Here is a 20,096-nt window from a genome sequence, read left to right as displayed (position 1 = left end):
GTGAGTTCTCCGTGCGCTCTGTGTAATGGATCGAAGCGAAGGACTGCTTATTTGAGGAAGGCGGGGATTTTTTCGTTGGCGATGATCGTTTCGAAGGATTCGCGGGCGTTCACGAGTTCGAAGGTGGAGCCTTTCACCAGCACTTCGGCGGCGGTGCCGCGGGTGTTGTAGCGGCTGGCCATCGCGTAGCCGTAAGCGCCACCGCTCATGAAGGCGATGTACTCGCCTTCGCCGACTTGCTGGAGCTGGCGTTCTTTGGCGAAGCAGTCGCCGCTTTCGCAGATCGGTCCGACGATGTCGGCGACGAGCGCGGGACGGGTGGTGTCGCGGTGGAGCGGGACGATCTCGTGGTAGCTTTCGTACATCGCGGGGCGCACGAGGTCGTTCATGGCGGCGTCGACGATGAGGAAGTTGCGGCCGTTGCCACGCTTCAGGTACTCGACGCGGGAGAGGAGGACGCCGGCGTTGCCGACGAGGTTGCGGCCGGGCTCTAGGAGGATCTTCAGGCCGAGCGGCTTGAGGAGCGGGAGGAGAGCGGCGCCGTAGACTTCGGGCGTGAGCGGGCGTTTGTCGGCGGGCTGGTTGTCCCACCAGGACTGCTGGCCGGAAGCGAGGGCGTCCTTGTAGACGATGCCGATGCCGCCACCGATGGAGAAATATGTGATGCCGTACTTGGCCTTCAGCTCGGCGACGAAGGGCGCGACCTTGGAAACGGCTTCGACGAAGGGATTCACGTCGGTGAGCTGGGAGCCGATGTGCATCTGCACGCCCTTGATGGCGATGTTCGGGAATTTGGCGGCGGCCTCGTAAGCGGCGGCGGCGAATTTGAGCGGGATGCCGAACTTGTTGTCGGACTTGCCGGTGGTGATCTTGGCGTGGGTGTGGGCGTCGACGTCGGGGTTGATGCGGATGGCGATGGGCGCCTTTACGCCAAGTTTACCGGCGACGTGGTTGATGCGGGCGAGCTCGGGTTCGCTCTCGACGTGGAAGGCGAAGACCTCGTTTTCGAGGGCGAGTTTGATCTCGGGCTCGGTTTTGCCGACGCCGGCGAAGACGCTGCGTTTGACGTCGGCACCGGCGGCGAGCACGCGGCGGATTTCGCCACCGCTGACGAGGTCGAAGGCTGCGCCGAGGTTCGCGAAGTGACGGAGGATGGCCAAGTTGGAGTTGGCCTTCATTGCGTAGCAGATCTGGAGATCGATGCCGGAGAGGCCCTTCGCGAGGCGCGTGTAATTATCGGCCAGCGTGGCGGCGGAATAGACGTAGGTGGGCGTCCCATACAGCTGGGCGACCGTCGCGAGGTCGACGGATTCGCAGTGGAGGTTGTTACCGACGTAGGAGAAGTGATGCATGGTACAAAAATGCGTGAAAACCACGGACGCTGCGGATTTCGCGTTGAAAAAACGAACCTATTTTGCCGTTAGGTTACAGACGCCCCGCAATGATCCGTGTACTCAAAAATCTGTTTCACCGTCCGGCCATAAAAATGGGCCGGGTTGATAACAGCCGTATGCACACGACTCGCCTGCGGAACGCGCAGTTCGTCAGTTTTATCAGCGAAACGGGTAGTCTGATGCCCTTCAGCAGTACGGATCGCTACGATGCACGTCTGCGTCGTCGCAAGATGATGAAGGCATTCCTCGCTACTGGAGTCGCTGCCGGCGCGGCCTGGATCGTGATCGAAAGCGCTCATGCGCTGACGATGTTCTGAGCGGTTCGGAGCGAAAGATTCGGAGCGCGTGCGAGCACGCTGACCTGCGGATTTCGAATTTTAGAAACAAGAAGGGCCGGACTCGAAAAGGAGTCCGGCCCTTCTGTTTTTGAGAGATTCGGAAACGGAAAACGCGCACGGAGTGCGCGTTCCACCTTATGAGACCTTGGGGATCTCGTCGGTCAGTTCCACTCCACGCGGGTGGTGGACCTTTTCCTTGTGGTGGCTGTGGCGTTTGCGGAGGAGGCCGTCGAGTTTATCGACCACGAGGTCGATGCATTTGTAGGCGTCGTCGCTGGCGACGGAGGCGATCAAGTCGGGGCCGCGGATCTCGATCTGGGCTTTGGCCAGGAAGCGGTGGTTCACGTCCTGGGTTTTGTCGTGTTCGAGGTCGATGCGGAGGCGGACGATGTGCTCTTCGTGGCGGAACAGCCGGGCCGTCTTGTCGGTGACGGCGGTGCGGAGGGCATCAGTGAGTTCGAGGTGAATCCCGCGGACAATCAGGCGGTCCGCGGCCGATGGGGAGGAGTTATTTGGCATCGCGTAGGGTTGGTCTGAGAAAGCGGCGAAGTTGTTCCGCCGCTGCACGGTGGAAGCCTCGCTGCGAATTCCAAAGAAGCGAACCTAACCCGTGGAAAGATCAGCGCTTCTTGTTGAGCGCGGCGTTGAACCAGTCGCCGCCGAGGGATTGCTGCGGTTTGGGCGCGGGCGCGGAGTTGAAGTTGCCGCGATTGCCGCCGCCACCGCCCGGACCTGTGCGTGAGCCGCCTGCGCCGGGAGCGCCGGAGGTTTTTGCGCCAATTTCGGGGCGGCTCTTCATCGAGAGAGCTATGCGTTTACGGGCGAGGTCGACCTCGGTGACGGTGACGGTGACTTTTTGGGAAACCTTCACGACTTCGGAGGCATCTTTCACGAAGTTGTCGGAAAGCTGGCTGACGTGGACGAGGCCGTCTTGGTGGACGCCGATGTCCACGAACGCGCCAAAGGCGGTCACGTTGGTGACGATGCCGGGGAGTTTCATGCCGGGCTTCAGATCCTCAGGTTTGTTGACGCCGTCGGTGAAGGAGAAGGCTTCGAACTTCTGACGCGGATCGCGGCCGGGTTTGGCGAGTTCGGAGAGGATGTCGTTGAGCGTGGGAAGACCGACTTTTTCGGTGACGTAGGACTCCAGTTTGATCTTCGAGCGGGCCTTCTGGTCGCGCATCAGATCGGCGACGGAGACGCCGACATCGGCGGCCATTTTCTCGACGATCGGGTACGACTCGGGGTGAACGGCGGAGGTGTCGAGCGGGTTGGCGGCGCCGCGGATGCGGAGGAAGCCGGCGGCTTGTTCGTAGGCTTTCGGGCCGAGGCCGGAGACTTCGAGGAGATCGGCGCGGGAGGAGAACGGGCCTTTTTCGTTGCGGCGCGAGATGATCGCGGCGGCGGTGCGGGTGTTGAGGCCGGAGACGTAGCTGAGGAGTTGTTTCGAGGCGGTGTTCACTTCGACGCCGACACCGTTCACGGAGGAGACGACGCAGTCATCGAGCGAGCGCTTGAGGGCGTTTTGATCGACGTCGTGCTGGTACTGGCCGACGCCGATGGATTTCGGGTCGAGCTTCACGAGCTCGGCGAGCGGGTCCATGAGGCGGCGCCCGATGGAGACGGCGCCGCGGACGGTGAGGTCGTGGTCGGGGAATTCTTCGCGGGCGACTTCACTGGCGGAGTAGATCGACGCGCCGGACTCGTTGACCATGACGACGGGGATCGAAGACGGAATGCCGAGCGAGCGGACGAAGGTTTCGGTTTCGCGGCCGGCGGTGCCGTTGCCGATGGCGATGGCCTCGATCTGGAAGAACTTCACGAAGCCGGAGAGTTTTTCTTTGGCCTCCTCGGACTTGTGCGAGCCCTGCTCGGGATAAACGACGTCGTTGTGGAGGAGTTTTCCCTGACGATCGAGGATGACGCATTTGCAGCCGGTGCGGAAACCGGGGTCGATCGCGAGGACGTTTTTCTGGCCGAGAGGCGAGGCGAGGAGGAGTTCGCGGAGATTGTCGGCGAAGACCTTGATCGCGGTTTCGTCGGCGCGCTTTTTGGTTTCAAGGCGCATCTCGGTTTCCATCGCGGGGGCGAGGAGGCGTTTGAAACTGTCCTGAGCGGCGAGGCGGACCTGGTCGGAGGCGGGCGATTTGCCTTTGACGAACATGGGTTCGAGTTCGGCGAGGGCGGCGGTCTCGTTGACCGTGACGCGCATCATGAGGAAGAGCTCTTTTTCGCCGCGACGCATGGCGAGGACGCGGTGGCTCGGGGCTTTGGCGAGGGATTCGCTCCAGTCGAAATAGTCTTTGAACTTCGCGCCCTCGGTTTCTTTTCCGGCGATGACCTTCGAGGAGACGGTGGCGTCTTTTTGGTAGAGCGCGCGGAGTTTGGCGCGGGCGGCGGCATCATCGCTGATGCGCTCGGCGAGGATATCGCGGGCACCGGCGAGGGCTTCGTCGGCGGAAGCGATCTTGGACTTCACGTTCTTGCCGTCGTCGGCGGTGTACTCGTGGCCGATGTGCGGCTGGACTGCGGCGGCGAGGTCGGTCGCGGGATCTTGCGCCCAGATGATTTCGGCGAGCGGCTCGAGACCTTTTTCCTTCGCGATGGTGGCGCGGGTGCGCTTCTTGGGGCGGAAGGGGAGGTAGATGTCTTCGAGAGCGGTGAGGGTATCGGCGCCGGCGATTTTTTTGGCGAGGTCGTCGGTCAGAATATTGCGCTCTTTCAGCGAGGCGGTGATGGCGGCGCGGCGTTCGTCGAGTGCGGCGAGGGCTTCGAGTCGGTCACGTATCGAGGTAATGGCGACTTCGTCGAGTTCGCCGGTGGCTTCCTTACGGTAGCGCGCGATGAAGGGGACAGTGGCGCCTTCCTTGAGGAGCTGCGCGGTCGTGGCGACCTGATGAACTTTGAGGCTGAGCTCCTGCGTGATGCGGAGGACGTGGTCGGGATTGGGCAGATCCATTTAGAAAATAGGAGCCGCCATAGCAGCGCGCAAAAACAGGTGGGCAAGTGCAAAGGTTGGCCGGGGTGAAATGCGTTTTTCTGGGGTGTTCCCCCGGGGTGAATGGGGGCGGTTTTCCCGGGGTGTGGACAAAGAAACCTCACTCACACGAATGGGCTACACATCGCGCAAAAGATTCCGTTCATGAGGACACGTAAGCAAGACGGTCTTTAAAACCAGCAGCCACTTTCCAACGATATGAACATCAAATCACTCCTCTCCAAAACTCTAGCGCTGAGCCTGCTCGCAGGCTCGCTGGCTGTTGCCACTGTTTCCGCCGCGGAGGAGGCTGCTTTCGATGTGCGTCCGGTTCCGGTCAAAACGCCGCCGCCACAGTTTCCTTCGGACATGCAGCGCCAGGGTGTTTCCGGTGTCGTCGCGGTTCGCGTCGTCATCGACGAGACCGGTGGCGTTTCCGAGTGCTCGGTTTCGAAGTCGAGTCACACTGAGTTCGAGCAGGCGGCTCTGAATGCCGTCAAGAACTGGAAGTTCAAACCTGCGAGCAAGGGCGGCGTCGCCGTCAAAGCCAGCGTGGTGATTCCGATCAAGTTCTCGGTGGAAACCTGAGTTTTCGTTTAGTTCTTCCCATTAAAAAACCGGCGCCTCATGAGGTCGCCGGTTTTTTTGTTTTCAGAAAAATCGCAGAGATTGATCAGCGATAAGGCTGGTGAAGCTCGACGGGTTTGGCGGCGTCGGTTTTCGAGCGGAGCCGGAGATTCACCATTTCGACGGCGAAGGCGAAGGCCATGGAGAAGTAGATGTAGCCTTTCGGGATGTGCTGGCCGAGCGATTCGCCGACGAGCGTCACGCCGATCAAAATCAGGAAGCTCAACGCGAGCATCTTGAGCGTTGGGTGCTTGTTCACGAAGTCGCTGATCGTTCCGGCGAATACGAGCATGATGCCGAGGGCGATGACGACGGCGACAATCATGACCCAGAGGTGCTCGGCCATGCCGACGGCGGTGATGACGGAGTCGAGGGAGAAGACGATGTCGAGAAGCAGGATTTGAATGATCACGGCGGTGAAGGATGCGGCTTTACCGGGGTTGGCGTGGCCGTCGCCACCTTCGAGCTTCTCGTGGATTTCGACGACACTCTTGCCGACGAGGAAAAGGCCGCCGACGAGCAGGATCAGGCTTTTGCCTGAAATCGGTGCGTCCAGTACGGGAATGGTGAAAAGCGTGGCGGTGAGTCCCATCAGCCAGCTGATGCTGCAGAGCAGCAGAATGCGGGTGACGAGGGCGAGCGTGAGGCCGAGCTTGCGGGCCTTGGGCTGCTGGTCCTTCGGGAGTTTGCCCGCGAGGATCGAAATGAAAATGACGTTATCGATGCCGAGAACGATCTCGAGACCGGTGAGCGTCAGCAGGGAAATCCAGATTTGGGGATCAGAGAGCCATTCCATAGATAGAGAGAGTGGCGGCGAGGTAGGCGGGCGTGGGCGTGGGCGTCAATGGGCGGGCGATTACAACGCGCCGGGAAGATTCATCGGGGAATCGCTTATGAGCGCGAGCGGTGAAAGTGCCGCTGGTCACTCAATCCAGGCGAGGCCGAGGCGGAGCCAGAGGGGGATCGTGAGGATGCCGAGGACGGTGGTGCCGATGACGACGCGGACGGCGGTGAGGGTGTGGCCGCCGTAGTGTTGGGCGATCACGATGAGGAGAATGCCGGTGGGCATGGCGCCTTCGACGACGAGGATGCGCTTCAGTTCGTAGGTGCAGGGCAGGAATTTTGCGACGAGCAGATAGACCGGCGGGAAAAGGCCGAGGCGGAGCAGGCAGGCGCCGAAGGAGATGCGGGGCTCGAACAGCTCGCGCGGGGTGTTCACGTATTTTTCGAGGGCGCCGCCGATCAGGATAAGGCCGAGGGGGATGGCGCAGACGGCGCACTGGTGGATGACGGTGAGAAAGACCTGCGGGATGTGCGGGCCGACGTGTAGCAGGTTTCCGGTGACGGCGACGATGAGCGAGAGGACGGGCGGGTTGATGAGTTTGCGCCAGCCCTCGCGGAAGGAGAGGCCGGAGAGGACGAAGATGCCGACGGTCCAGATGGCGGCTTCGCAGCCGACGTTGTGGACGAGCAGCAGGCCGATGCTGTCTTTGCCGAAGAGCGACTCCATGAGGGGAATCGGGATGTAGCCGTAATTATTGATGCCGACGGCGAACGCGAAGGTGCGCAGGCCGGTGCCTTTTTTGAGGCCGAGGAGCTTCGCGCCGAAGAGGCCGAGGTAGATGCACGCGGACATCAGCACGAAGCCGGTGAGCGGAGCGAGGACGAGGTTGGACGGCTCGCGGAGGGACTCGTTGTTGAGGACGTTTTCGAAGATGAGGCAGGGGTAGAGGAAGTTGACCACCATCTTGAGCAGGCTCGCGTCGGCTTCTTCGGTGAGCCAGCGGGCGCGGCGCAGGCCGATGCCGACGCCGAGCATGGCGAAGACGGGCAGGATGCTCAGGAGGAGCTGCCAGTAGGAGAAGTTCATCGGGAAAAAATTACGGATGCCCAGCCATCGCGAGACCGGCGAGGTGGCCGGTGGTCCAGGCGGCTTGGAAATTGAAGCCGCCGGTGATGCCGTCGATGTCGAGGGCTTCGCCGGCGAAGTGGAGGCCGGGGACGAGGCGGCTTTGCATGGTTTTGAAATCGACCTCGGACAGGCGGACGCCGCCGCAGGTGACGAACTCGTCTTTGTTGGTGCTCTTGCCGGTGACGCCGAACTCGGCGGCGGTCAGCTGGGCGGCGAGGGCGGAGAGTCTGTCGTTGGAGACGCTGGTCCAGATGGCGTCGGGCGCGAGGCCGGCGGCGATGACAAGACGTTCCCAGAGGCGTTGGGGAATGGTGGCGAAGGGGCTGGCGGTGGCGACCTGGCGGCGCGGATACGCGGTGCGGGCGGCTGCGAGATCGGCGCGAGCGGCGTCGGCGTTTTTCCCGGCGAGCCAGTTCACGAGGAGGGTGAAGCGGTAGTCCCGGGCATGGAGTTCGCGGGCGCCCCAGGCGGAGAGTTTGAGGATGGCGGGACCGGAGACGCCCCAGTGGGTGACGAGGAGAGGGCCGGTTTCGCGGAGCTTGGTGTCGCGGATGGCGGTGATGGTTTCGGCGACGGAGAGGCCGGCGAGCTCGACGAGGCGTGGGTCGGCGATGTTGAAGGTGAAGAGGGAGGGGACGGGCGGCTCGACGGTGTGGCCGAGTTGGACGGCGAGTGCGGGTGTGGAGGAGATTTTGGGGCCGCCGGTGGCGAGGAGGAGTTTGTCGCAGGGGAGGGTTTCGCCGGTGGAGAGGGTGAGGAGGAACGGAGGAGTTGAGGGTTGAGAGTTGAGAGTTGAGGGATCGGAGGACGGAGCGGAGCGGGTGATGGAGGTGAGGGCGGTGCGGGTGCGGATCTGGACGCGGGCGTTTTTGGCGGCGAGTTGGAGGCAGTCGATGATGGTTTGAGAATCGTCGGTCGTGGGGAACATGCGGCCGTCGGGCTCGGTTTTGAGTTGGACGCCGCGGGCGGCGAACCAGGCGACGGTGTCGCGGGGTTGCCAGCGGTGAAAGGCGCCAAGGAGTTCGCGGCTGCCGCGGGGGTAGCGTTTGACGAGTTCGCGGGGATCGAAGCAGGCGTGGGTGACGTTGCAGCGGCCTCCGCCGGAGATCTTCACTTTAGCGAGGAGGGCGGGCGACGATTCCAAGAGGATGACTTCGGCGTCGGGGTTGGTCTCGGCGCAGGTGATGGCGGCGAAGAAGCCGGCTGCGCCGCCGCCGGCGATGACTGCGCGAAGTTTTTTCATGGAGACAGCAGCGACCGTGCGGCGGGCAGGCGGGGGTGTCGAAAACGAAAAACCGCCGCGGGCGCGAGGCCGGCGGCGGTGGGGGATGCGGAGTTGAAGAAAGCGCGGTGAGGGCACCGCGCCTCCATCGGAGGACGGCTCAGTGTTTGTCGTCGGATTTTTCTTTATCGGAGGGCTTGGCGGCGAGGGCGTCGAACTTGGTTTGCTGGTCAGGGGTGAGGAGGGCGCGAATTTTGGCGGCGTGGGCGGCGCGGATCTCTTTATTTTTCGCCATCTTGGCGGGGCGATCGAGGGCCTTGTCGTCGCTGATGACTTTGAGGGCGGCGTTTTCCTCTTTGTGGATGGCGGCGATCTGGGTCTTTTGGTCTTCGGTGAGGGTGAGCTCGGCGTTGAGCTTTTCGACGCGGCTGACGCGGGGTTTCTTGTCGGCTTTGTCGGTGTGCTCGGCTGACGCGGGGTCGGCGAGGAGGGCGGTGCTGGACAGGCCGGTGGTGAGCAGGAACGCGAGGGTGAGGCGTTTGAGGGTATTCATGTTTTGGGTTTTGCGGCGGCGCGCGCTGGGTAGGACGACACGAAAATCGGAAGCGATTTTTTTGACATGGCCTCCCGCCAGGGAGTCCGCCGAGACGGAGATGGTGTGGGCGGAGGTGGGTTGGCAAGTGCGGGGTTTGCCGGAATGGGCGGAGAAGAACTTCGGAGTGGGCTCACGCAAAGGCGCGAAGGCGCAAAGAAGGGAGCGGCGGTGACGGAGTGCGGAGTTTGCCGGAATGCCGGCCAGAGGCCGGCGCTCCCGGGGGAAGGCGGACACAAAAAAACCGCTGCCGCACGAGGCGGGCAGCGGTTGGGAAAACCGTGAGCGCGGTGAGGCGCGGGTTATTTCTTTTCTTCGCGTTCTTTGCGGGGGCCGCCGGGACCGCCGGGGCCGCGCATGGCTTTGAGTTTTTCGAACTTGGCCTTCTGGTCGGGCGTGAGGATGGCTTCGATCTTGGTGGCGAAGCTTTCGCGGACGGACTTCATCTTTTCGCGTTGGGCGGGACGGTCGAGAGACTTGTCGTCCCAGATGGCTTTGAGGGCGGCGACTTCTTCGGTGAGGATGGGGGTGATCTGGGTCTTTTGTTCTTCGGTGAGGCCGAGGGCTTCGGAGAGTTGTTTGAGGCGGTCGGCAGCGTTGGCCATCATGCCGGGGCCGCGGCGTTCGCCGGCGGGACCACCGGGGCCGGGGCCGCCTTCGGGCGGCTGGGCGAGGAGAGTGGAGGAGGAGACGCCGGCGACGAGGGCCAGCGTGAAGAGGGAGCGTTTGAGAGCGTTCATGTTTTTATGTTTTGGGTTTCCTGCGGAGGACTATGGACTCACACCGAGACGCCTGACTTCACTTCAGGTTTCCAAAAAAGAGATGACCTTTGCCCAGCTCACCGCCGAAGCCGAGAAAACCGTGACCGCGACGCAGCGGAAGTTGCCGGTTGAACTGAGGGAGAAGGCGGTGGCGCTGCCGGTGGCGTATCACGACTGGCCGAGCGACGAGATCCTGGGGGAGGAATTCGAGCCGGACATCCTGGGGATGTTTGTCGGCGATCCGCATGGGATGGCGACGGGGGATAACAATGCGGTGCCGGCGCATGTGTTGTTGTTTTTGGAGAATATCTACGACTTCGCGGAGGGGGATGCGGCGGTATTTCGGGAGGAAGTGCGGATCACTTATCTGCACGAGCTGGGGCACTATTTCGGCTGGGGCGAGGAGGAGCTGGAGGAGCGGGGGTTGGGGTGAGGGGAATCGAATGTCGCGCCTGGCTCCTTCCGTGTGCCGAGGAGAATATCGATCCAATACTCGACGATCGCGTAATTTTTGCGGACTTCGCGATGATGGACGAAGTGAAGTTCTCTCTTCTTTCGAAACCAGGCGAAGCGCTCCCAGAAGCAGCCTCTCAGGTGGTACTGCTTATGGAGGTAAATGTGCCACCAGATCACGAACAGCATCGCGCAGGCATGGCTCAGGAAAAGCCACAAGCCGAAGAACCATGCGATCGCCGCCGCAGTTGGAACGAACGGAATCGCATAGTACCACATCACGTGTTGTTCGCTGTCGAGCCACTCATCGGCGATCAAGCGCTGGGGCGGATATTTACCGTGATGCCCTTTCGCGTGAGTTTCATAGACCGCTCTTATGCGATCATGATGCCCGAAAATCCGGTGAAGCAGGGTCTGGATGACAGCGGCAAAGTAGTAGGTCGCTGCAAACATGACGATGCACTGGAGCAAGATCATCTATGGAAATGAAGTTCAGCGTTGGGCTCAGGCTTCAGGCAAAGGAGGGAGCTCGTGCAGGTATTTGATCAGCGCGCTCAGCGAGGCGTCGGCGACTCGGTCCTGGACGGCGGTGCGGTCGAGGGTGGGGCAGTCGATCTGGAAGGTTTGGATGAGGATGTCGTCGGGAGCGCGGCGGTGGGCGAGGACGTACCAGGCGAAGGGATGGGGGATGTTCCACTCGATAGACGGTTCGGCGTAGCCGGTGGTGGCGAGGCCGAGGTCGCTGCCGAAGAGGGCGCAGGCGCCGCGGGCCATTTGGGCGGCGACTTCGGAGGAGACGCAGTTGACGGCTGCGGCGGAGGCGCGGTCCACGCCGAGGTGACGGACTTTCTGGTCGAGGCTATAGGCGGTGATGCCGCCGAGGAAGAAGTGAGAGGCGCCGGAGATGGCGCCGATGCGGGATTGGATGCGGCCGCTGGTGAGGCTTTCGGCGACGGCGAGGGTGAGGCGGGGTGGGCGCAGGAGGAGTTCCTTGAGCTGGCTCATCGGTGAGAAGATGGCGCGAGGATTTGTGGGGAGAGGCGGTGGGGCGAGCGTGGAGTTGGGCGCGGGGGGGTGATGATGAGGCGGCACGCACGCAGCGTGACGAGCGGGGAAGACAAGGAGGTCGTCCCTCCATTAATACGGCCTAGCTTTATTTGAGCTGCTCTTAGCGGGGACGCGTCAGTTACCGTGCGATGAGCAGAGGTGCCACTGGCGGCAGAGCGGGCACTGGTAGGCCTGGCGCTGACGTTCGACGCCGGCGAGGCGGGCGGCGTCGAGGGCGTCGGCTTGAGAGCGGTAGCGGCGTTTGCGCGTACACATGCGACGCTCTTCTTCGCGCGTAGGCTTTTTCATGCGCGCCGGTTGTAGCGAAAACCGGCGCGGACGGGAGCGGTTATTTTGCGCCGTTCGGGGGATTATTTTTCTTCGCGGCGGCGTCGGCGGCTTTTTGGGCTTTCACGCCGTCGGTGTAGGTTTTGTAGAGAGCTTTCCAGCTGCGGCCGTTGGAATTCAGGTACTGCTCGGATTTGGTTTTGTAGATTTCGAAGATGGCGGAGATCTGCGTCATGCTTTTGAAGCCGATCGATTCGATGCGGGCCTGCTTCAGGAAGTCTGTGATGGTTTTTTCCTCCTCGGCGGTGAGGTCGGGGACGATGGCCTTGTAGCCTTTGAGGGTGAAGGCGACTTTGCCGATGGTGTACTCGTCGAGGATGGCGTCTACCTGCGCGGGGGTGAGGTCGGCGCGGAGGCCGTTGAGAAGGGTTTCGTTGACCGATTTGGGCATCGCGGAGTCGGCGATGATTTCGCGGTCGAGTTTGCTGAGCGGTTTGCCGGTGAGCGGGTTGATGCCTTCGGGGACGGTGGAGGCGGGGTGGTCGTTGTGCCAGTCGCGGACGGCGATGCGGTGGGCGGTGATGAGGGTGGCGATGCGGGATTCTTTGGCGGCGTCGTTGAGCGAGAGTTTCGCGGCCCACTTGGCGGAGTCTTCCTGGAGCTTGGCGTCGGCGCGGGTTTTGGCGTCGGCGGGCGCGGTGGTTGTGGCAGGTGCAGCGGTGGCGGCGGGGGGCTGGGCGAAGCTGGCGGTGCCTGTGGCGAGGAGAGCGGTCAGGCAGGCGAGCGAGAGGCGGGAGAGTTTCATGGTGAGGGGAATGGAAGGGGCGCTGAAGGGTGAGTGATTAAACACGGGAGCGCATTACTCGTTCATTATGTCGGAAGGCGTCGCGGGGGGTCTCCAAACAAAGGCGGGCGGTGTAACGGTGGGAGCGGTCTATGCGCTTGCGGGCGGCGGCGTTGTGCGTGTGCTCGTGCAACTTATCCTATGAATGGTTCATCCCTAGCGAAGCTGATCGGGTTTGGTATTATCATCATCGTTCTCGTCGTGGCGGCTGCGCAGAGCACGTATGTCGTCGATCCTGGTTTCCGTGGAGTGCAGGTGACGCTCGGCAAAGTGAGCGACGAATTCAAACCTGAGGGTTTCGGCACGAAGTCGCCGTTTGTGTCGCGGATCGTATCGGTGCCGGTGCGACAGCTGACGCGCGAACTGGAGGCCGAGTGTTATTCGTCGGATTTGCAGCAGATCAATGTGGCGTTGCGCGTCCTGTACCGGATTCCCGAGGCATCGGTGGTGAAAATCTACAAGGAGTTTGCGGGCGATCCTTTCGACAGCCTGATCGCGCCGAGAATCCAGGAAGCGTTGAAGGAAGTCACCGCGCTACAAAGCGCGGAGCAGGTCGTGAAGAAGCGTGAGGAGATCAAGGCGAAGGCGCTGCATGCTTCGCGCGATAAGATCGGCAGCATCCTTTTCGTTGAGGATATCGTTTTGGAAAACATCAACCTCTCGAAGGAACTCGAGGCGGCCATCGAGTCCAAGATGGTGCAGGAGCAAGAGGCGGCGAAGGCGCGCTTCACGCAGCAGAAGGCGCAGATCGAAGCCGACACGGCGATCATCAAGGCCAAGGGTGAAGCGGAAGCGATCCGCGTGCGCGCTGAGGCGATCCGCGATAATCCCGGCCTGATCCAGCTCCAGATCGTGGAGAAGTGGGACGGGCGCTCTCCGCTGGTGATCGGTGGCGGAGGCGGTGGCGATTCCGGCAGTGGCAATGGCGCGAATATTCTTCTGCCGATCGGACTGCCCAATTCGTCGGGACAAACGGGCGGCGCGGCAACTCCCGCGACACGTCGATGACCTCGACTACGAAGAAGCAGCTGTTCGCGCTTTTCATCGCGGTGATTTTTTTCATCGCCGCGTGTCTGCTGTTTCCACGCGTGCTGGCATTTGCCGAACTGGCGGCGCGTGAGCTGCGGTATTTTTGGTGGTTGATCCTGATTCTCGCGCTGGGTGTGTGGCTGGCGTTTTTCACGGGGCGCAGCCGGCGGGATTAAATGCGAAAGGCGGCGACTGAGCGCCGCCTTTCAGCGAGGGAGCGGTCACTGCGCGGGCGCGCTCATGGAGCGTGGTGATCAGCCTGCGATGATGTTGCGATCATAGCCTTGGAGAATGGCGCGGATGACGGCCTGGGTTTTTGGTGTCCAGAAGTAGGCGCTGTGGATGTCGCGCTCCTTCACGGGGAAGAGCGCGCTGCAATCGAAGTCCCAGACGTTGTCCGGGGCGAGAAAGGCGGGACTGCGGTCGAGGCCGGAGCGACCGAGGCGGCGTTTGCCGAAGTGTTTAAGGCCGGCGCTGACGCCGAGAACGGAGTCGCGGCCGGAGTAGAGAGCGGTGATACGGTAGCAGAGGTTGGCCATGCCTTCGGAGCGGTTGTCGCTGAGGGCCTCGCCGTTGCCGAAGAGGTCGTTGTCCACGTCGGCGGCGACCATGACGCACTGGTTGATGAGGCTGACGAGGAGGGGCTTGTTGTTGCGCTCCCAGGTGTAGAAGAGGGCGTTTTGGAAAACCCAGTTGCCCATGCTGTGGGCGATGACGCTGACTTTGGCTTTGCAGAGGGCGGTGCCGTCGGCGGCCTTTTGCTGCATGAGCAGCGAGTGCTCGAAGAGCGTGTTGAAAACCTTCGCGAGGGCGGGGCCGGAGGCGCGGGCGTCTTCACGGTCGGCGAGGTAGTGGGCGGTGGCGCCGTTGCTGGGCCAGGTGAAGAGGACGCAGATGCCGAGGCTTTTGGGGCCGCTGTAGAGATCGTCGGTGATTTGTTGATACCGGGCGGCGGCGTCGCGCCAGTCGTTGTTATAGCCATGGACGAAGACGGTGACGTGTTTTTGTTTTTCGTGCTCGGTCTCGGGGATGAGCGGGAAGGAGTCGGCCGCGGAGATCAGGGCGGCGCGGAAGGCGGCGGCGGTGCAGGGCTGCCAGTTCTTGAAGTCTTTGAGGTTGCCGGAGTCGGCGGTGAAGAAGCTGAGGGTGTCGCTGCGATTTTTGCCGAGGTCGCTGGCGGTGGCGTTGCGGTTGGAGATCATCCAGTATTTAGGCATGGCGGTGGGATGCGCTGAGGGTGTGTGTTGGCGGAGGGCGGTAAGCGGTAAACGGTGCCTCTGAAAAAAGCACGGGGAGTTTCAGGGATTGATGTGACGATTCGGTGTGGGGAGCGGAAGCCCGGCGTGATGACTATTGGGCGGAGCTATATTGCGTCAGAGGGGGAAGTTCGTCCGTCTGGCGACGTATCATGAATCGCGCCGATGTCATACGCCGGAGGTTGCGCAGCGAGCGTCTCGTGGGGACGCCCTTTTCAAGTCCTGTCGAGGCGGTGGCCTGGCTGGGCGCGGTGCAGTCCCAAGATTACGCGGGTGCGAAGTGGGGGCTCGCGCAACGGTGTGAAGGTGTGGTGACGAGCGCACAGATCGATGCGCTGTTTAACGCGGGGAAAATTCTTCGCACGCATGTGATGCGACCGACCTGGCATTTTGTGGCCCCCGAGGATTTGCGCTGGTTGCTCAAGCTGACGGCGCCGCGAGTTCACCAAGTGAATGGCTACACGTACCGCCAGCAGGAGCTCGACACCGCGGCTTTTCGAAAGAGTGGGGCGGCGATAGAGAAGGCGTTGAGTGGAGGCGGAGAGATGACGCGCGATGAACTTGCGGACGTTTTGAAACGTGTGCGAATGACCGCAAGCGGGACGCGGCTCGCATGTCTTGTGATGCACGCCGAGTTGGAGGGCCTGATCTGCAGCGGGCCTTTGCGGGGAAAACAGTTCACGTACGCATTGCTCGAGGAGCGCGTTCCCAAAGTGAAGCCATTCAGCCGCGAGGAAGCGTTGGTGGAGCTGACACGACGATTTTTCACCAGTCACGGTCCGGCGCAGCCGCAGGATTTCGCGTACTGGTCCGGGCTGACGATGGCGGACGTTCGCGCGGGTCTCGCGGCTGTCGGGAGCGATCTCGTGCATGAGAATGTGGACGGGAAGCCGTTTTGGTTTTCACCGGTGGCTGCTGGAGAGCTCCCGGAGCCTAAATCGGTGGCTGGGCTGGTGCATCTGCTGCCCAACTACGATGAGTTTATTGCAGCCTATCGCGACGGATATGACGTGCTCGCGCCGGAGGTGAAAGAGGCGCTGGAGCGAAAGATGGATGGACTCGCGGTGCATATCATCGCGGCGGGTGGGCGCGTGGCGGGCGGCTGGCGCCGGGAAATCTCCAAGCGGGAAGTCGTGGTGACGACGGATTTTTTGCGCGTGTTTTCCAAACGAGAACATGCGGCGTTGCGACGGGCAGCCGAAGCTTATGGGCGGCATCTGGAGCTGCCTGTGCGGATCGAGGCCCGCTGAGACGGCGATTTCCGGCGAGCTTCCGCTCGCATAGGCGGGGAAAGTCTTCCTTAGTGGCCGGCTCTTTCGGCTTTAAGCACCATGTCCCGTCTCAACTTCACCTTGGAAAAAGAAGCGTCCGGATCGTCGGCGCGCGCAGCCACATTTCGCACGCTTCACGGCGAGGTGAAGACGCCTGTGTTCATGCCGGTCGGCACGCAAGCGACCGTGAAGAGTCAGACGGTGGAGACGCTCAAGGCGACGGGTTCGAGCGTGTTGCTCGCGAACACTTATCACCTGTTGCTGCGGCCGGGCCCGGAGGTTTTTAAGAAGTTTGGCGGTATCCATAATTTCATGAAGTGGGACGGGCCGGTGCTGACGGACTCGGGTGGATTCCAGATTTTTTCGCTGCCCGGAGAGCGCGTGATGAACGAGGACGGCGCGCGGTTTAAGAGCTATGTGGACGGCGCGATGTTCATGTTGTCGCCGGAGTCGAGCATCGGGATGCAGAAGACGATCGGCAGCGACATCATGATGGTGCTCGATCAGTGCATTCCCTCGACTGCAGGCTACGCGGAGGCCGAGGTGGCGATGGAGCTGACGCATCGCTGGGCGCTCAGATCGCTGAAGGCGCGCGGGGATTCGCCGCAGGCGTTATTCGGGATCGTGCAGGGGGCGTGTCATCACGATCTGCGCAAGAAGAGCGCGGCGTTTTTGCGGGAGCTGCCGTTTGACGGACTCGCGATCGGCGGGCTGGCGGTGGGCGAGACGCATGCGGAGCGGTATGAGTTCACCGGACTCGTCACGCAGCACCTGCCGAAAAATCTGCCGCGCTACCTGATGGGTGTGGGCACGCCGATCGACATTCTCGAGGCGGTGCATCGGGGCGTGGACATGTTTGACTGCATCATCCCGTCGCAGCTGGCGCAGCGCGGCGTGGCGTTTACGTCGCAGGGGAAAATCCAGCTGCGGCGGGCCGTGTATAAATTTTCGGAAGCGCCGCTGGATGCGAAGTGCGACTGCCATTGCTGCAAAAATTTCTCGCGGGCGTATCTGCATCACCTCGTGAAGTCGGATGAGCTGCTCGGCTGGCAGCTGCTGGGGATTCACAATTTTGCGTTTTATCACCGGCTGATGCGCGAGATGCGGCAGGAGATTTTGCACGGCAATTTTCTGGCTTACTACGAGCGGATGCGGCCGGAGCTGATGAAGTCGGACGAGGACAATCCGGTGAATCCGCCGAAGAAGCTGCGGCATGGAAAGCCGAAGCATCTCGGGGACTACGACATCGTTACGAGTGAGCAGGGGTTTTCGAGCATCCGGCAGATCAGCTCGGGCGAGGTGATGCACTCGGTGAGTGCACCGAGCGATGAGGCGCAGCGGCTTTATGTCGGGCAGTCGCGGCTGGCTGAGCGGTTGTTGAAGAGCAGTGCTGGAGGAGAAGCGGTGTCAGGCGCGAGTGCGGGCGGTGATGGAGCGGCGCGGGAGCTGGTGATCTGGGATGTGGGGCTGGGCGCGGCGTCGAATGCGATGGCGGCGATCCAGTGCTTTGAAAGTCGATACGCGGAGAAGGGAGGGGAGGCGCTGAGGCCGTTGCGAATCGTTAGCTTCGAGTGCGATCTCGATCCGCTCACTCTGGCGGCGAAATTCCCGGGGCATTTCCCGCATTTGCGTCATGGGGCTCCGCACGCGTTGCTGGAGAGCGGGCGGTGGCGTCATGCGTCGGGGCTGCTCGAGTGGGAGCTGCTGAAAGGGGATTTTCTGACGTTCATCGAGACGGCGGTGGAGCCCGATGTGATTTTCTACGATCCGTTTTCGGCGAAGACGGACACGGGCTTGTGGACGGCGGAGGTGTTTGCGCGGGTGCGGGCGCGTTGCGGAGAGAAGCGCGCGGAGCTGTTCACGTACTCGGCGGCGACGGCGGTGCGGGTGGCGTTGCTGGCGGCGGGATTTTATGTGGCCGAAGGAGTCGGCACCGGGCCGAAGGCAACGACGACGGTGGCGTTTGCGCGCGAGCGTCGCGAGACGGATGCGGGCGTGTGGCCGGAGGCGAGGTTGCTCGGCGCGGAGTGGCTCGCGCGCTGGGGGCGCAGCACGTCGAAGTCTCCGTCGACGCTGACGGAGGCGGAGCGCGTGGTATTCGAGAAGCGGATCGAGGGGCACCCGCAGTTTCGCGCGGTGCGGCAGTCGTAAGCGGACGAGCGTGCGCCGTCGCCGGCGCACGTGCGGAGGGGGCGTTTACTTGGTGTATGAGGCCAGCAACGTCTTCGCGGTGATCAGCGATTTGCTGAGATCGGACCAGGAGTTTTGCAGCGTGGGGTAGAGCTCGGCCCATTGGGCGAGGCCGCCGGATTTCAGTTTGGAGCTTACGTCGTCGAACGTTTTTTTCTGCGTCAGAGCGGTCTCGTAGAGGGATTTGAGTTCGGGCGAGGCTGAGCTGCCGAGTTCGGCGGCCTTGGCTCCGAGGCTGGCGATGATGCCGGATGATTCCTTGCTGGCCTGCTCGTACCACGAGGAGAAGTTAGCGGGATTCAGGTTTTGGGCGAGGCTCGTGAGGCTGGCTGTAGCGGGCGATGTTTCGCTGGTGGTGGCCGGGGCTGCCGGGGTGGAATTCGTGGCGGACAGGGTGCTGGCTTTGTTGAGCAAGTTGGTGGAGGCGGCGTTTGCCTTGGTCTTCAGATCGTCGGCCACTTTTTTCGCGTCGGCGGCTTTTTGATCGGCGAGGGCTTGAAGCTTTTCCTGTTCTGCTTTCGCGGCGTAGGCGGCTTTGGCCTTGAGCGCTTCGGCTTCTTTTTCGGCGGCGGCCAGCTGGGCTTTGGCGGCATCGGCGGCGGCCTTCACGGGGGCGACGGGCGCAGGAGCGGGCGCGGCGGGAGGGGGAGTTGGCGCGGAGGCAGCGGGCTCGGATTTTTTGGAGCAACCGGTGAGGCTGAAAGAGAGTGTCGCGAGAGTGGCGAGTGTGATGCGCAGAGAGGCGTTTTTCATGGGAGGGTCAGCTTCCGGCATCCCGCGATGAAGTCAAAGGCGGGCGTGCCCGCGGCGAGGGTGGGATCCCGTTTAGTTGCGCACTGTTTCGAGGGAGACCTCGCGGATGCGGGCGAGCCGGACTGCATCGAGCGCGCGGATCGTTTCGGAGAAGGGGGCGCGATCATCGCCGTTGATCAAAACGCGGGGGTTGGCGACGGAGCGCCGATAGGTTTCGAGGCGCGGGCCGAGCTCGGAGGCGGTGAGTTGCTCGGCGGGTGAAGTGCGCCCTAGTTTCCAGTGGAAGAGCCCGTGATCAGTTGTCTGGAGGTAGATGGTGAGATCTTCGGCTTCGCGGGGCTCGCCACCTTTCGGAAGAGGTATCTCGATGGATTCTATCTTATCGAGGGAGAGCGTGAAGAGCACGAACGTCGCCAGCAGAAAGAAGACGACGTCGATGAGGGGGATGATTTCGATGCGGGCTTTTTTAGGCGCCGCGTTGAAGAGGGCTTCGTCCATAGCGGGATGGGGTTGGGGGACGAAGAGACGACGTTTGGCGGGATGGATTATTAAACGAGAAACGAACAGCCGGGGACAGTGCGGAGGGGAACTCTTTCGTTTTGGTGGGTGGCTCAGCCGATGTGAGGACCGGGTGTTTCCGGTGGTTGCGACTGCTCGAGCTGCCGACGAGTGGCGGCCATGTTATCGACGAGATTCGGATAGCGGCGGCCCGCTTTCTTCGCGGACGCTTTTGCCCAAGCGATGCTCTCGGGCGTCAGCTTAACGGAGGATTTTTCTGTGGGCTTTGGTTTTCGCCAGGGAGGAGTGGGCATGGTTGGGCCGGTTGAGGGCGTCACCACAACGCTGTGCAGGTGGGCGTCAATTGAAGCTGGGGCCGATTTTAGCGAGGTGTGGAGTTGCTCCAGTTCCTCAAAAAAAGACCCCGACAGGAGGGAACGCGTTTATTCTCCAATAGAGATGGAGGGCATCTCCACAGAAAATCCCTTCCGCCTTCCGACCCGCCGGGGTAGGGCTGTGAAAAAGGTTAAGCCTCCATGGTCTGTCAATGCATAATTATTTAATGATTATCAACCAGCTCGCGTATGCACTCAATCGTTAGCCGTTGGCGGGCTGGGGTGTCTGGCGCTTAGTTCGGACAAGGG

Annotated in this window: 23 protein-coding genes; 7 read left to right on the top strand and 16 right to left on the bottom strand. The window is 62.0% G+C overall.

Going from position 1 to position 20,096, the window contains the following annotated elements; genetic code table 11:
• Nucleotides 1-47: 47 nt before the first annotated feature.
• Nucleotides 48-1,352 (bottom strand): diaminopimelate decarboxylase, encoded by a 1,305-nt coding sequence (lysA, locus tag CMV30_RS06305; protein ID WP_096055228.1) that lies wholly within the window; start codon nt 1,350-1,352, stop codon nt 48-50.
• Nucleotides 1,353-1,441: 89 nt separating this feature from the next.
• Between lysA and CMV30_RS06300 the strand changes: the two genes are divergently transcribed.
• Nucleotides 1,442-1,711, top strand: a complete 270-nt coding sequence (locus CMV30_RS06300; RefSeq protein WP_245844416.1) for a hypothetical protein — start codon at nt 1,442-1,444, stop codon at nt 1,709-1,711.
• Between the two features lie 156 nt (nt 1,712-1,867).
• On the opposite strand, the gene hpf is transcribed toward CMV30_RS06300, so the two are convergent.
• Both hpf and CMV30_RS06290 read right to left on the bottom strand, forming a co-directional pair.
• The gene (gene hpf / locus CMV30_RS06295; protein ID WP_096055226.1) at nt 1,868-2,251 is read right to left on the bottom strand and encodes a ribosome hibernation-promoting factor, HPF/YfiA family; all 384 of its coding nucleotides are present in this window, start codon (nt 2,249-2,251) and stop codon (nt 1,868-1,870) included.
• Nucleotides 2,252-2,351: 100 nt separating this feature from the next.
• The gene (locus CMV30_RS06290; protein ID WP_096055225.1) at nt 2,352-4,691 is read right to left on the bottom strand and encodes a Tex family protein; all 2,340 of its coding nucleotides are present in this window, start codon (nt 4,689-4,691) and stop codon (nt 2,352-2,354) included.
• Between the two features lie 237 nt (nt 4,692-4,928).
• Here CMV30_RS06290 and CMV30_RS06285 point away from each other — a divergent pair, with 237 nt between their 5' ends.
• On the top strand, nt 4,929-5,297 hold the full coding sequence (locus CMV30_RS06285) for an energy transducer TonB (RefSeq protein ID WP_096055224.1): 369 nt from the start codon (nt 4,929-4,931) through the stop codon (nt 5,295-5,297).
• Between the two features lie 85 nt (nt 5,298-5,382).
• Here the strand turns inward: CMV30_RS06285 and CMV30_RS06280 are convergent, their stop codons facing one another.
• From CMV30_RS06280 to CMV30_RS06260, 5 genes are all read right to left on the bottom strand, one after another.
• The gene (locus CMV30_RS06280) at nt 5,383-6,132 is read right to left on the bottom strand and encodes a TerC family protein (RefSeq protein ID WP_096055223.1); all 750 of its coding nucleotides are present in this window, start codon (nt 6,130-6,132) and stop codon (nt 5,383-5,385) included.
• Nucleotides 6,133-6,258: 126 nt separating this feature from the next.
• Nucleotides 6,259-7,206 carry an AEC family transporter gene (locus tag CMV30_RS06275; protein WP_096055222.1) on the bottom strand — a complete coding sequence of 316 codons (948 nt, stop codon included), beginning with the start codon at nt 7,204-7,206 and terminating at the stop codon, nt 6,259-6,261.
• A gap of 10 nt (nt 7,207-7,216) precedes the next feature.
• Nucleotides 7,217-8,491 (bottom strand): BaiN/RdsA family NAD(P)/FAD-dependent oxidoreductase, encoded by a 1,275-nt coding sequence (locus CMV30_RS06270; protein WP_096057646.1) that lies wholly within the window; start codon nt 8,489-8,491, stop codon nt 7,217-7,219.
• A gap of 139 nt (nt 8,492-8,630) precedes the next feature.
• Entirely contained in the window at nt 8,631-9,023 is a 393-nt protein-coding gene (locus CMV30_RS06265; protein ID WP_138223168.1) for a hypothetical protein, read from the bottom strand.
• A gap of 341 nt (nt 9,024-9,364) precedes the next feature.
• Complete coding sequence (locus tag CMV30_RS06260) at nt 9,365-9,802, bottom strand: hypothetical protein (RefSeq protein WP_096055220.1); 438 nt, start codon at nt 9,800-9,802, stop codon at nt 9,365-9,367.
• An 82-nt stretch (nt 9,803-9,884) separates the two neighbouring features.
• On the opposite strand from CMV30_RS06260, the gene CMV30_RS06255 reads away from it, so the two are divergent.
• Nucleotides 9,885-10,256: a metallopeptidase family protein gene (locus tag CMV30_RS06255; protein WP_096055219.1), complete on the top strand. Its 372-nt coding sequence runs from the start codon at nt 9,885-9,887 to the stop codon at nt 10,254-10,256.
• Here the strand turns inward: CMV30_RS06255 and CMV30_RS06250 are convergent.
• The 4 genes from CMV30_RS06250 to CMV30_RS06240 form a co-directional block, all read right to left on the bottom strand.
• Nucleotides 10,208-10,753 (bottom strand): hypothetical protein, encoded by a 546-nt coding sequence (locus CMV30_RS06250; RefSeq protein WP_096055218.1) that lies wholly within the window; start codon nt 10,751-10,753, stop codon nt 10,208-10,210. The two genes, CMV30_RS06255 and CMV30_RS06250, sit on opposite strands and share 49 nt — an antisense overlap.
• A 27-nt stretch (nt 10,754-10,780) precedes the next feature.
• Nucleotides 10,781-11,281, bottom strand: coding sequence for a CinA family protein (locus tag CMV30_RS06245; RefSeq protein WP_096055217.1), 501 nt, complete (start codon nt 11,279-11,281; stop codon nt 10,781-10,783).
• A gap of 177 nt (nt 11,282-11,458) precedes the next feature.
• Nucleotides 11,459-11,632 (bottom strand): hypothetical protein, encoded by a 174-nt coding sequence (locus CMV30_RS19760; RefSeq protein WP_175414753.1) that lies wholly within the window; start codon nt 11,630-11,632, stop codon nt 11,459-11,461.
• Between the two features lie 40 nt (nt 11,633-11,672).
• The gene (locus tag CMV30_RS06240) at nt 11,673-12,416 is read right to left on the bottom strand and encodes a DUF3826 domain-containing protein (RefSeq protein WP_096057645.1); all 744 of its coding nucleotides are present in this window, start codon (nt 12,414-12,416) and stop codon (nt 11,673-11,675) included.
• A gap of 180 nt (nt 12,417-12,596) precedes the next feature.
• Between CMV30_RS06240 and CMV30_RS06235 the strand changes: the two genes are divergently transcribed.
• Together CMV30_RS06235 and CMV30_RS06230 are read left to right on the top strand one after the other, a co-directional pair.
• Complete coding sequence (locus tag CMV30_RS06235; RefSeq protein WP_096055216.1) at nt 12,597-13,463, top strand: prohibitin family protein; 867 nt, start codon at nt 12,597-12,599, stop codon at nt 13,461-13,463.
• On the top strand, nt 13,460-13,660 hold the full coding sequence (locus CMV30_RS06230; RefSeq protein ID WP_096055215.1) for a hypothetical protein: 201 nt from the start codon (nt 13,460-13,462) through the stop codon (nt 13,658-13,660). Before CMV30_RS06235 ends, CMV30_RS06230 begins: the two co-directional genes overlap by 4 nt.
• 78 nt (nt 13,661-13,738) lie before the next feature.
• Here the strand turns inward: CMV30_RS06230 and CMV30_RS06225 are convergent, their stop codons facing one another.
• Complete coding sequence (locus tag CMV30_RS06225) at nt 13,739-14,701, bottom strand: alpha/beta hydrolase (RefSeq protein WP_096055214.1); 963 nt, start codon at nt 14,699-14,701, stop codon at nt 13,739-13,741.
• A 191-nt stretch (nt 14,702-14,892) separates the two neighbouring features.
• On the opposite strand from CMV30_RS06225, the gene CMV30_RS06220 reads away from it, so the two are divergent.
• Together CMV30_RS06220 and tgt are read left to right on the top strand one after the other, a co-directional pair.
• Complete coding sequence (locus tag CMV30_RS06220) at nt 14,893-15,990, top strand: winged helix DNA-binding domain-containing protein (RefSeq protein ID WP_096055213.1); 1,098 nt, start codon at nt 14,893-14,895, stop codon at nt 15,988-15,990.
• Nucleotides 15,991-16,071: 81 nt separating this feature from the next.
• Nucleotides 16,072-18,162 (top strand): tRNA guanosine(34) transglycosylase Tgt, encoded by a 2,091-nt coding sequence (gene tgt, locus CMV30_RS06215; RefSeq protein WP_096055212.1) that lies wholly within the window; start codon nt 16,072-16,074, stop codon nt 18,160-18,162.
• Nucleotides 18,163-18,207: 45 nt separating this feature from the next.
• Here tgt and CMV30_RS06210 read toward each other — a convergent pair whose 3' ends face one another.
• From CMV30_RS06210 to CMV30_RS06200, 3 genes are all read right to left on the bottom strand, one after another.
• A complete protein-coding gene (locus CMV30_RS06210) occupies nt 18,208-18,954 on the bottom strand; it encodes a hypothetical protein (protein WP_096055211.1) in 747 nt (248 codons plus the stop codon).
• A 72-nt stretch (nt 18,955-19,026) separates the two neighbouring features.
• Nucleotides 19,027-19,452, bottom strand: coding sequence for an ExbD/TolR family protein (locus tag CMV30_RS06205; protein WP_096055210.1), 426 nt, complete (start codon nt 19,450-19,452; stop codon nt 19,027-19,029).
• Nucleotides 19,453-19,565: 113 nt separating this feature from the next.
• Entirely contained in the window at nt 19,566-19,766 is a 201-nt protein-coding gene (locus tag CMV30_RS06200; RefSeq protein WP_096055209.1) for a hypothetical protein, read from the bottom strand.
• Nucleotides 19,767-20,096: the final 330 nt, after the last annotated feature.

The organism is Nibricoccus aquaticus (assembly GCF_002310495.1).
GTDB lineage: Bacteria > Verrucomicrobiota > Verrucomicrobiia > Opitutales > Opitutaceae > Nibricoccus > Nibricoccus aquaticus.
This window is presented reverse-complemented; position numbering and strand designations above follow the sequence as displayed.

Excerpts from the sequence above, each read along its gene's own strand:
- CMV30_RS06280 (WP_096055223.1), bottom strand. The coding sequence starts at position 6,132 with ATGGAATGGCTCTCTGATCCCCAAATCTGGATTTCCCTGCTGACGCTC.
- CMV30_RS06230 (WP_096055215.1), top strand. The coding sequence starts at position 13,460 with ATGACCTCGACTACGAAGAAGCAGCTGTTCGCGCTTTTCATCGCGGTG.
- CMV30_RS06255 (WP_096055219.1), top strand. The coding sequence starts at position 9,885 with ATGACCTTTGCCCAGCTCACCGCCGAAGCCGAGAAAACCGTGACCGCG.
- CMV30_RS06265 (WP_138223168.1), bottom strand. The coding sequence starts at position 9,023 with ATGAATACCCTCAAACGCCTCACCCTCGCGTTCCTGCTCACCACCGGC.
- CMV30_RS06300 (WP_245844416.1), top strand. The coding sequence starts at position 1,442 with ATGATCCGTGTACTCAAAAATCTGTTTCACCGTCCGGCCATAAAAATG.
- hpf (WP_096055226.1), bottom strand. The coding sequence starts at position 2,251 with ATGCCAAATAACTCCTCCCCATCGGCCGCGGACCGCCTGATTGTCCGC.
- CMV30_RS06225 (WP_096055214.1), bottom strand. The coding sequence starts at position 14,701 with ATGCCTAAATACTGGATGATCTCCAACCGCAACGCCACCGCCAGCGAC.
- CMV30_RS19760 (WP_175414753.1), bottom strand. The coding sequence starts at position 11,632 with ATGAAAAAGCCTACGCGCGAAGAAGAGCGTCGCATGTGTACGCGCAAA.
- lysA (WP_096055228.1), bottom strand. The coding sequence starts at position 1,352 with ATGCATCACTTCTCCTACGTCGGTAACAACCTCCACTGCGAATCCGTC.
- CMV30_RS06240 (WP_096057645.1), bottom strand. The coding sequence starts at position 12,416 with ATGAAACTCTCCCGCCTCTCGCTCGCCTGCCTGACCGCTCTCCTCGCC.
- CMV30_RS06260 (WP_096055220.1), bottom strand. The coding sequence starts at position 9,802 with ATGAACGCTCTCAAACGCTCCCTCTTCACGCTGGCCCTCGTCGCCGGC.
- tgt (WP_096055212.1), top strand. The coding sequence starts at position 16,072 with ATGTCCCGTCTCAACTTCACCTTGGAAAAAGAAGCGTCCGGATCGTCG.
- CMV30_RS06205 (WP_096055210.1), bottom strand. The coding sequence starts at position 19,452 with ATGGACGAAGCCCTCTTCAACGCGGCGCCTAAAAAAGCCCGCATCGAA.
- CMV30_RS06285 (WP_096055224.1), top strand. The coding sequence starts at position 4,929 with ATGAACATCAAATCACTCCTCTCCAAAACTCTAGCGCTGAGCCTGCTC.
- CMV30_RS06235 (WP_096055216.1), top strand. The coding sequence starts at position 12,597 with ATGAATGGTTCATCCCTAGCGAAGCTGATCGGGTTTGGTATTATCATC.
- CMV30_RS06275 (WP_096055222.1), bottom strand. The coding sequence starts at position 7,206 with ATGAACTTCTCCTACTGGCAGCTCCTCCTGAGCATCCTGCCCGTCTTC.
- CMV30_RS06245 (WP_096055217.1), bottom strand. The coding sequence starts at position 11,281 with ATGAGCCAGCTCAAGGAACTCCTCCTGCGCCCACCCCGCCTCACCCTC.
- CMV30_RS06270 (WP_096057646.1), bottom strand. The coding sequence starts at position 8,491 with ATGAAAAAACTTCGCGCAGTCATCGCCGGCGGCGGCGCAGCCGGCTTC.
- CMV30_RS06220 (WP_096055213.1), top strand. The coding sequence starts at position 14,893 with ATGAATCGCGCCGATGTCATACGCCGGAGGTTGCGCAGCGAGCGTCTC.
- CMV30_RS06250 (WP_096055218.1), bottom strand. The coding sequence starts at position 10,753 with ATGATCTTGCTCCAGTGCATCGTCATGTTTGCAGCGACCTACTACTTT.
- CMV30_RS06200 (WP_096055209.1), bottom strand. The coding sequence starts at position 19,766 with ATGCCCACTCCTCCCTGGCGAAAACCAAAGCCCACAGAAAAATCCTCC.
- CMV30_RS06290 (WP_096055225.1), bottom strand. The coding sequence starts at position 4,691 with ATGGATCTGCCCAATCCCGACCACGTCCTCCGCATCACGCAGGAGCTC.
- CMV30_RS06210 (WP_096055211.1), bottom strand. The coding sequence starts at position 18,954 with ATGAAAAACGCCTCTCTGCGCATCACACTCGCCACTCTCGCGACACTC.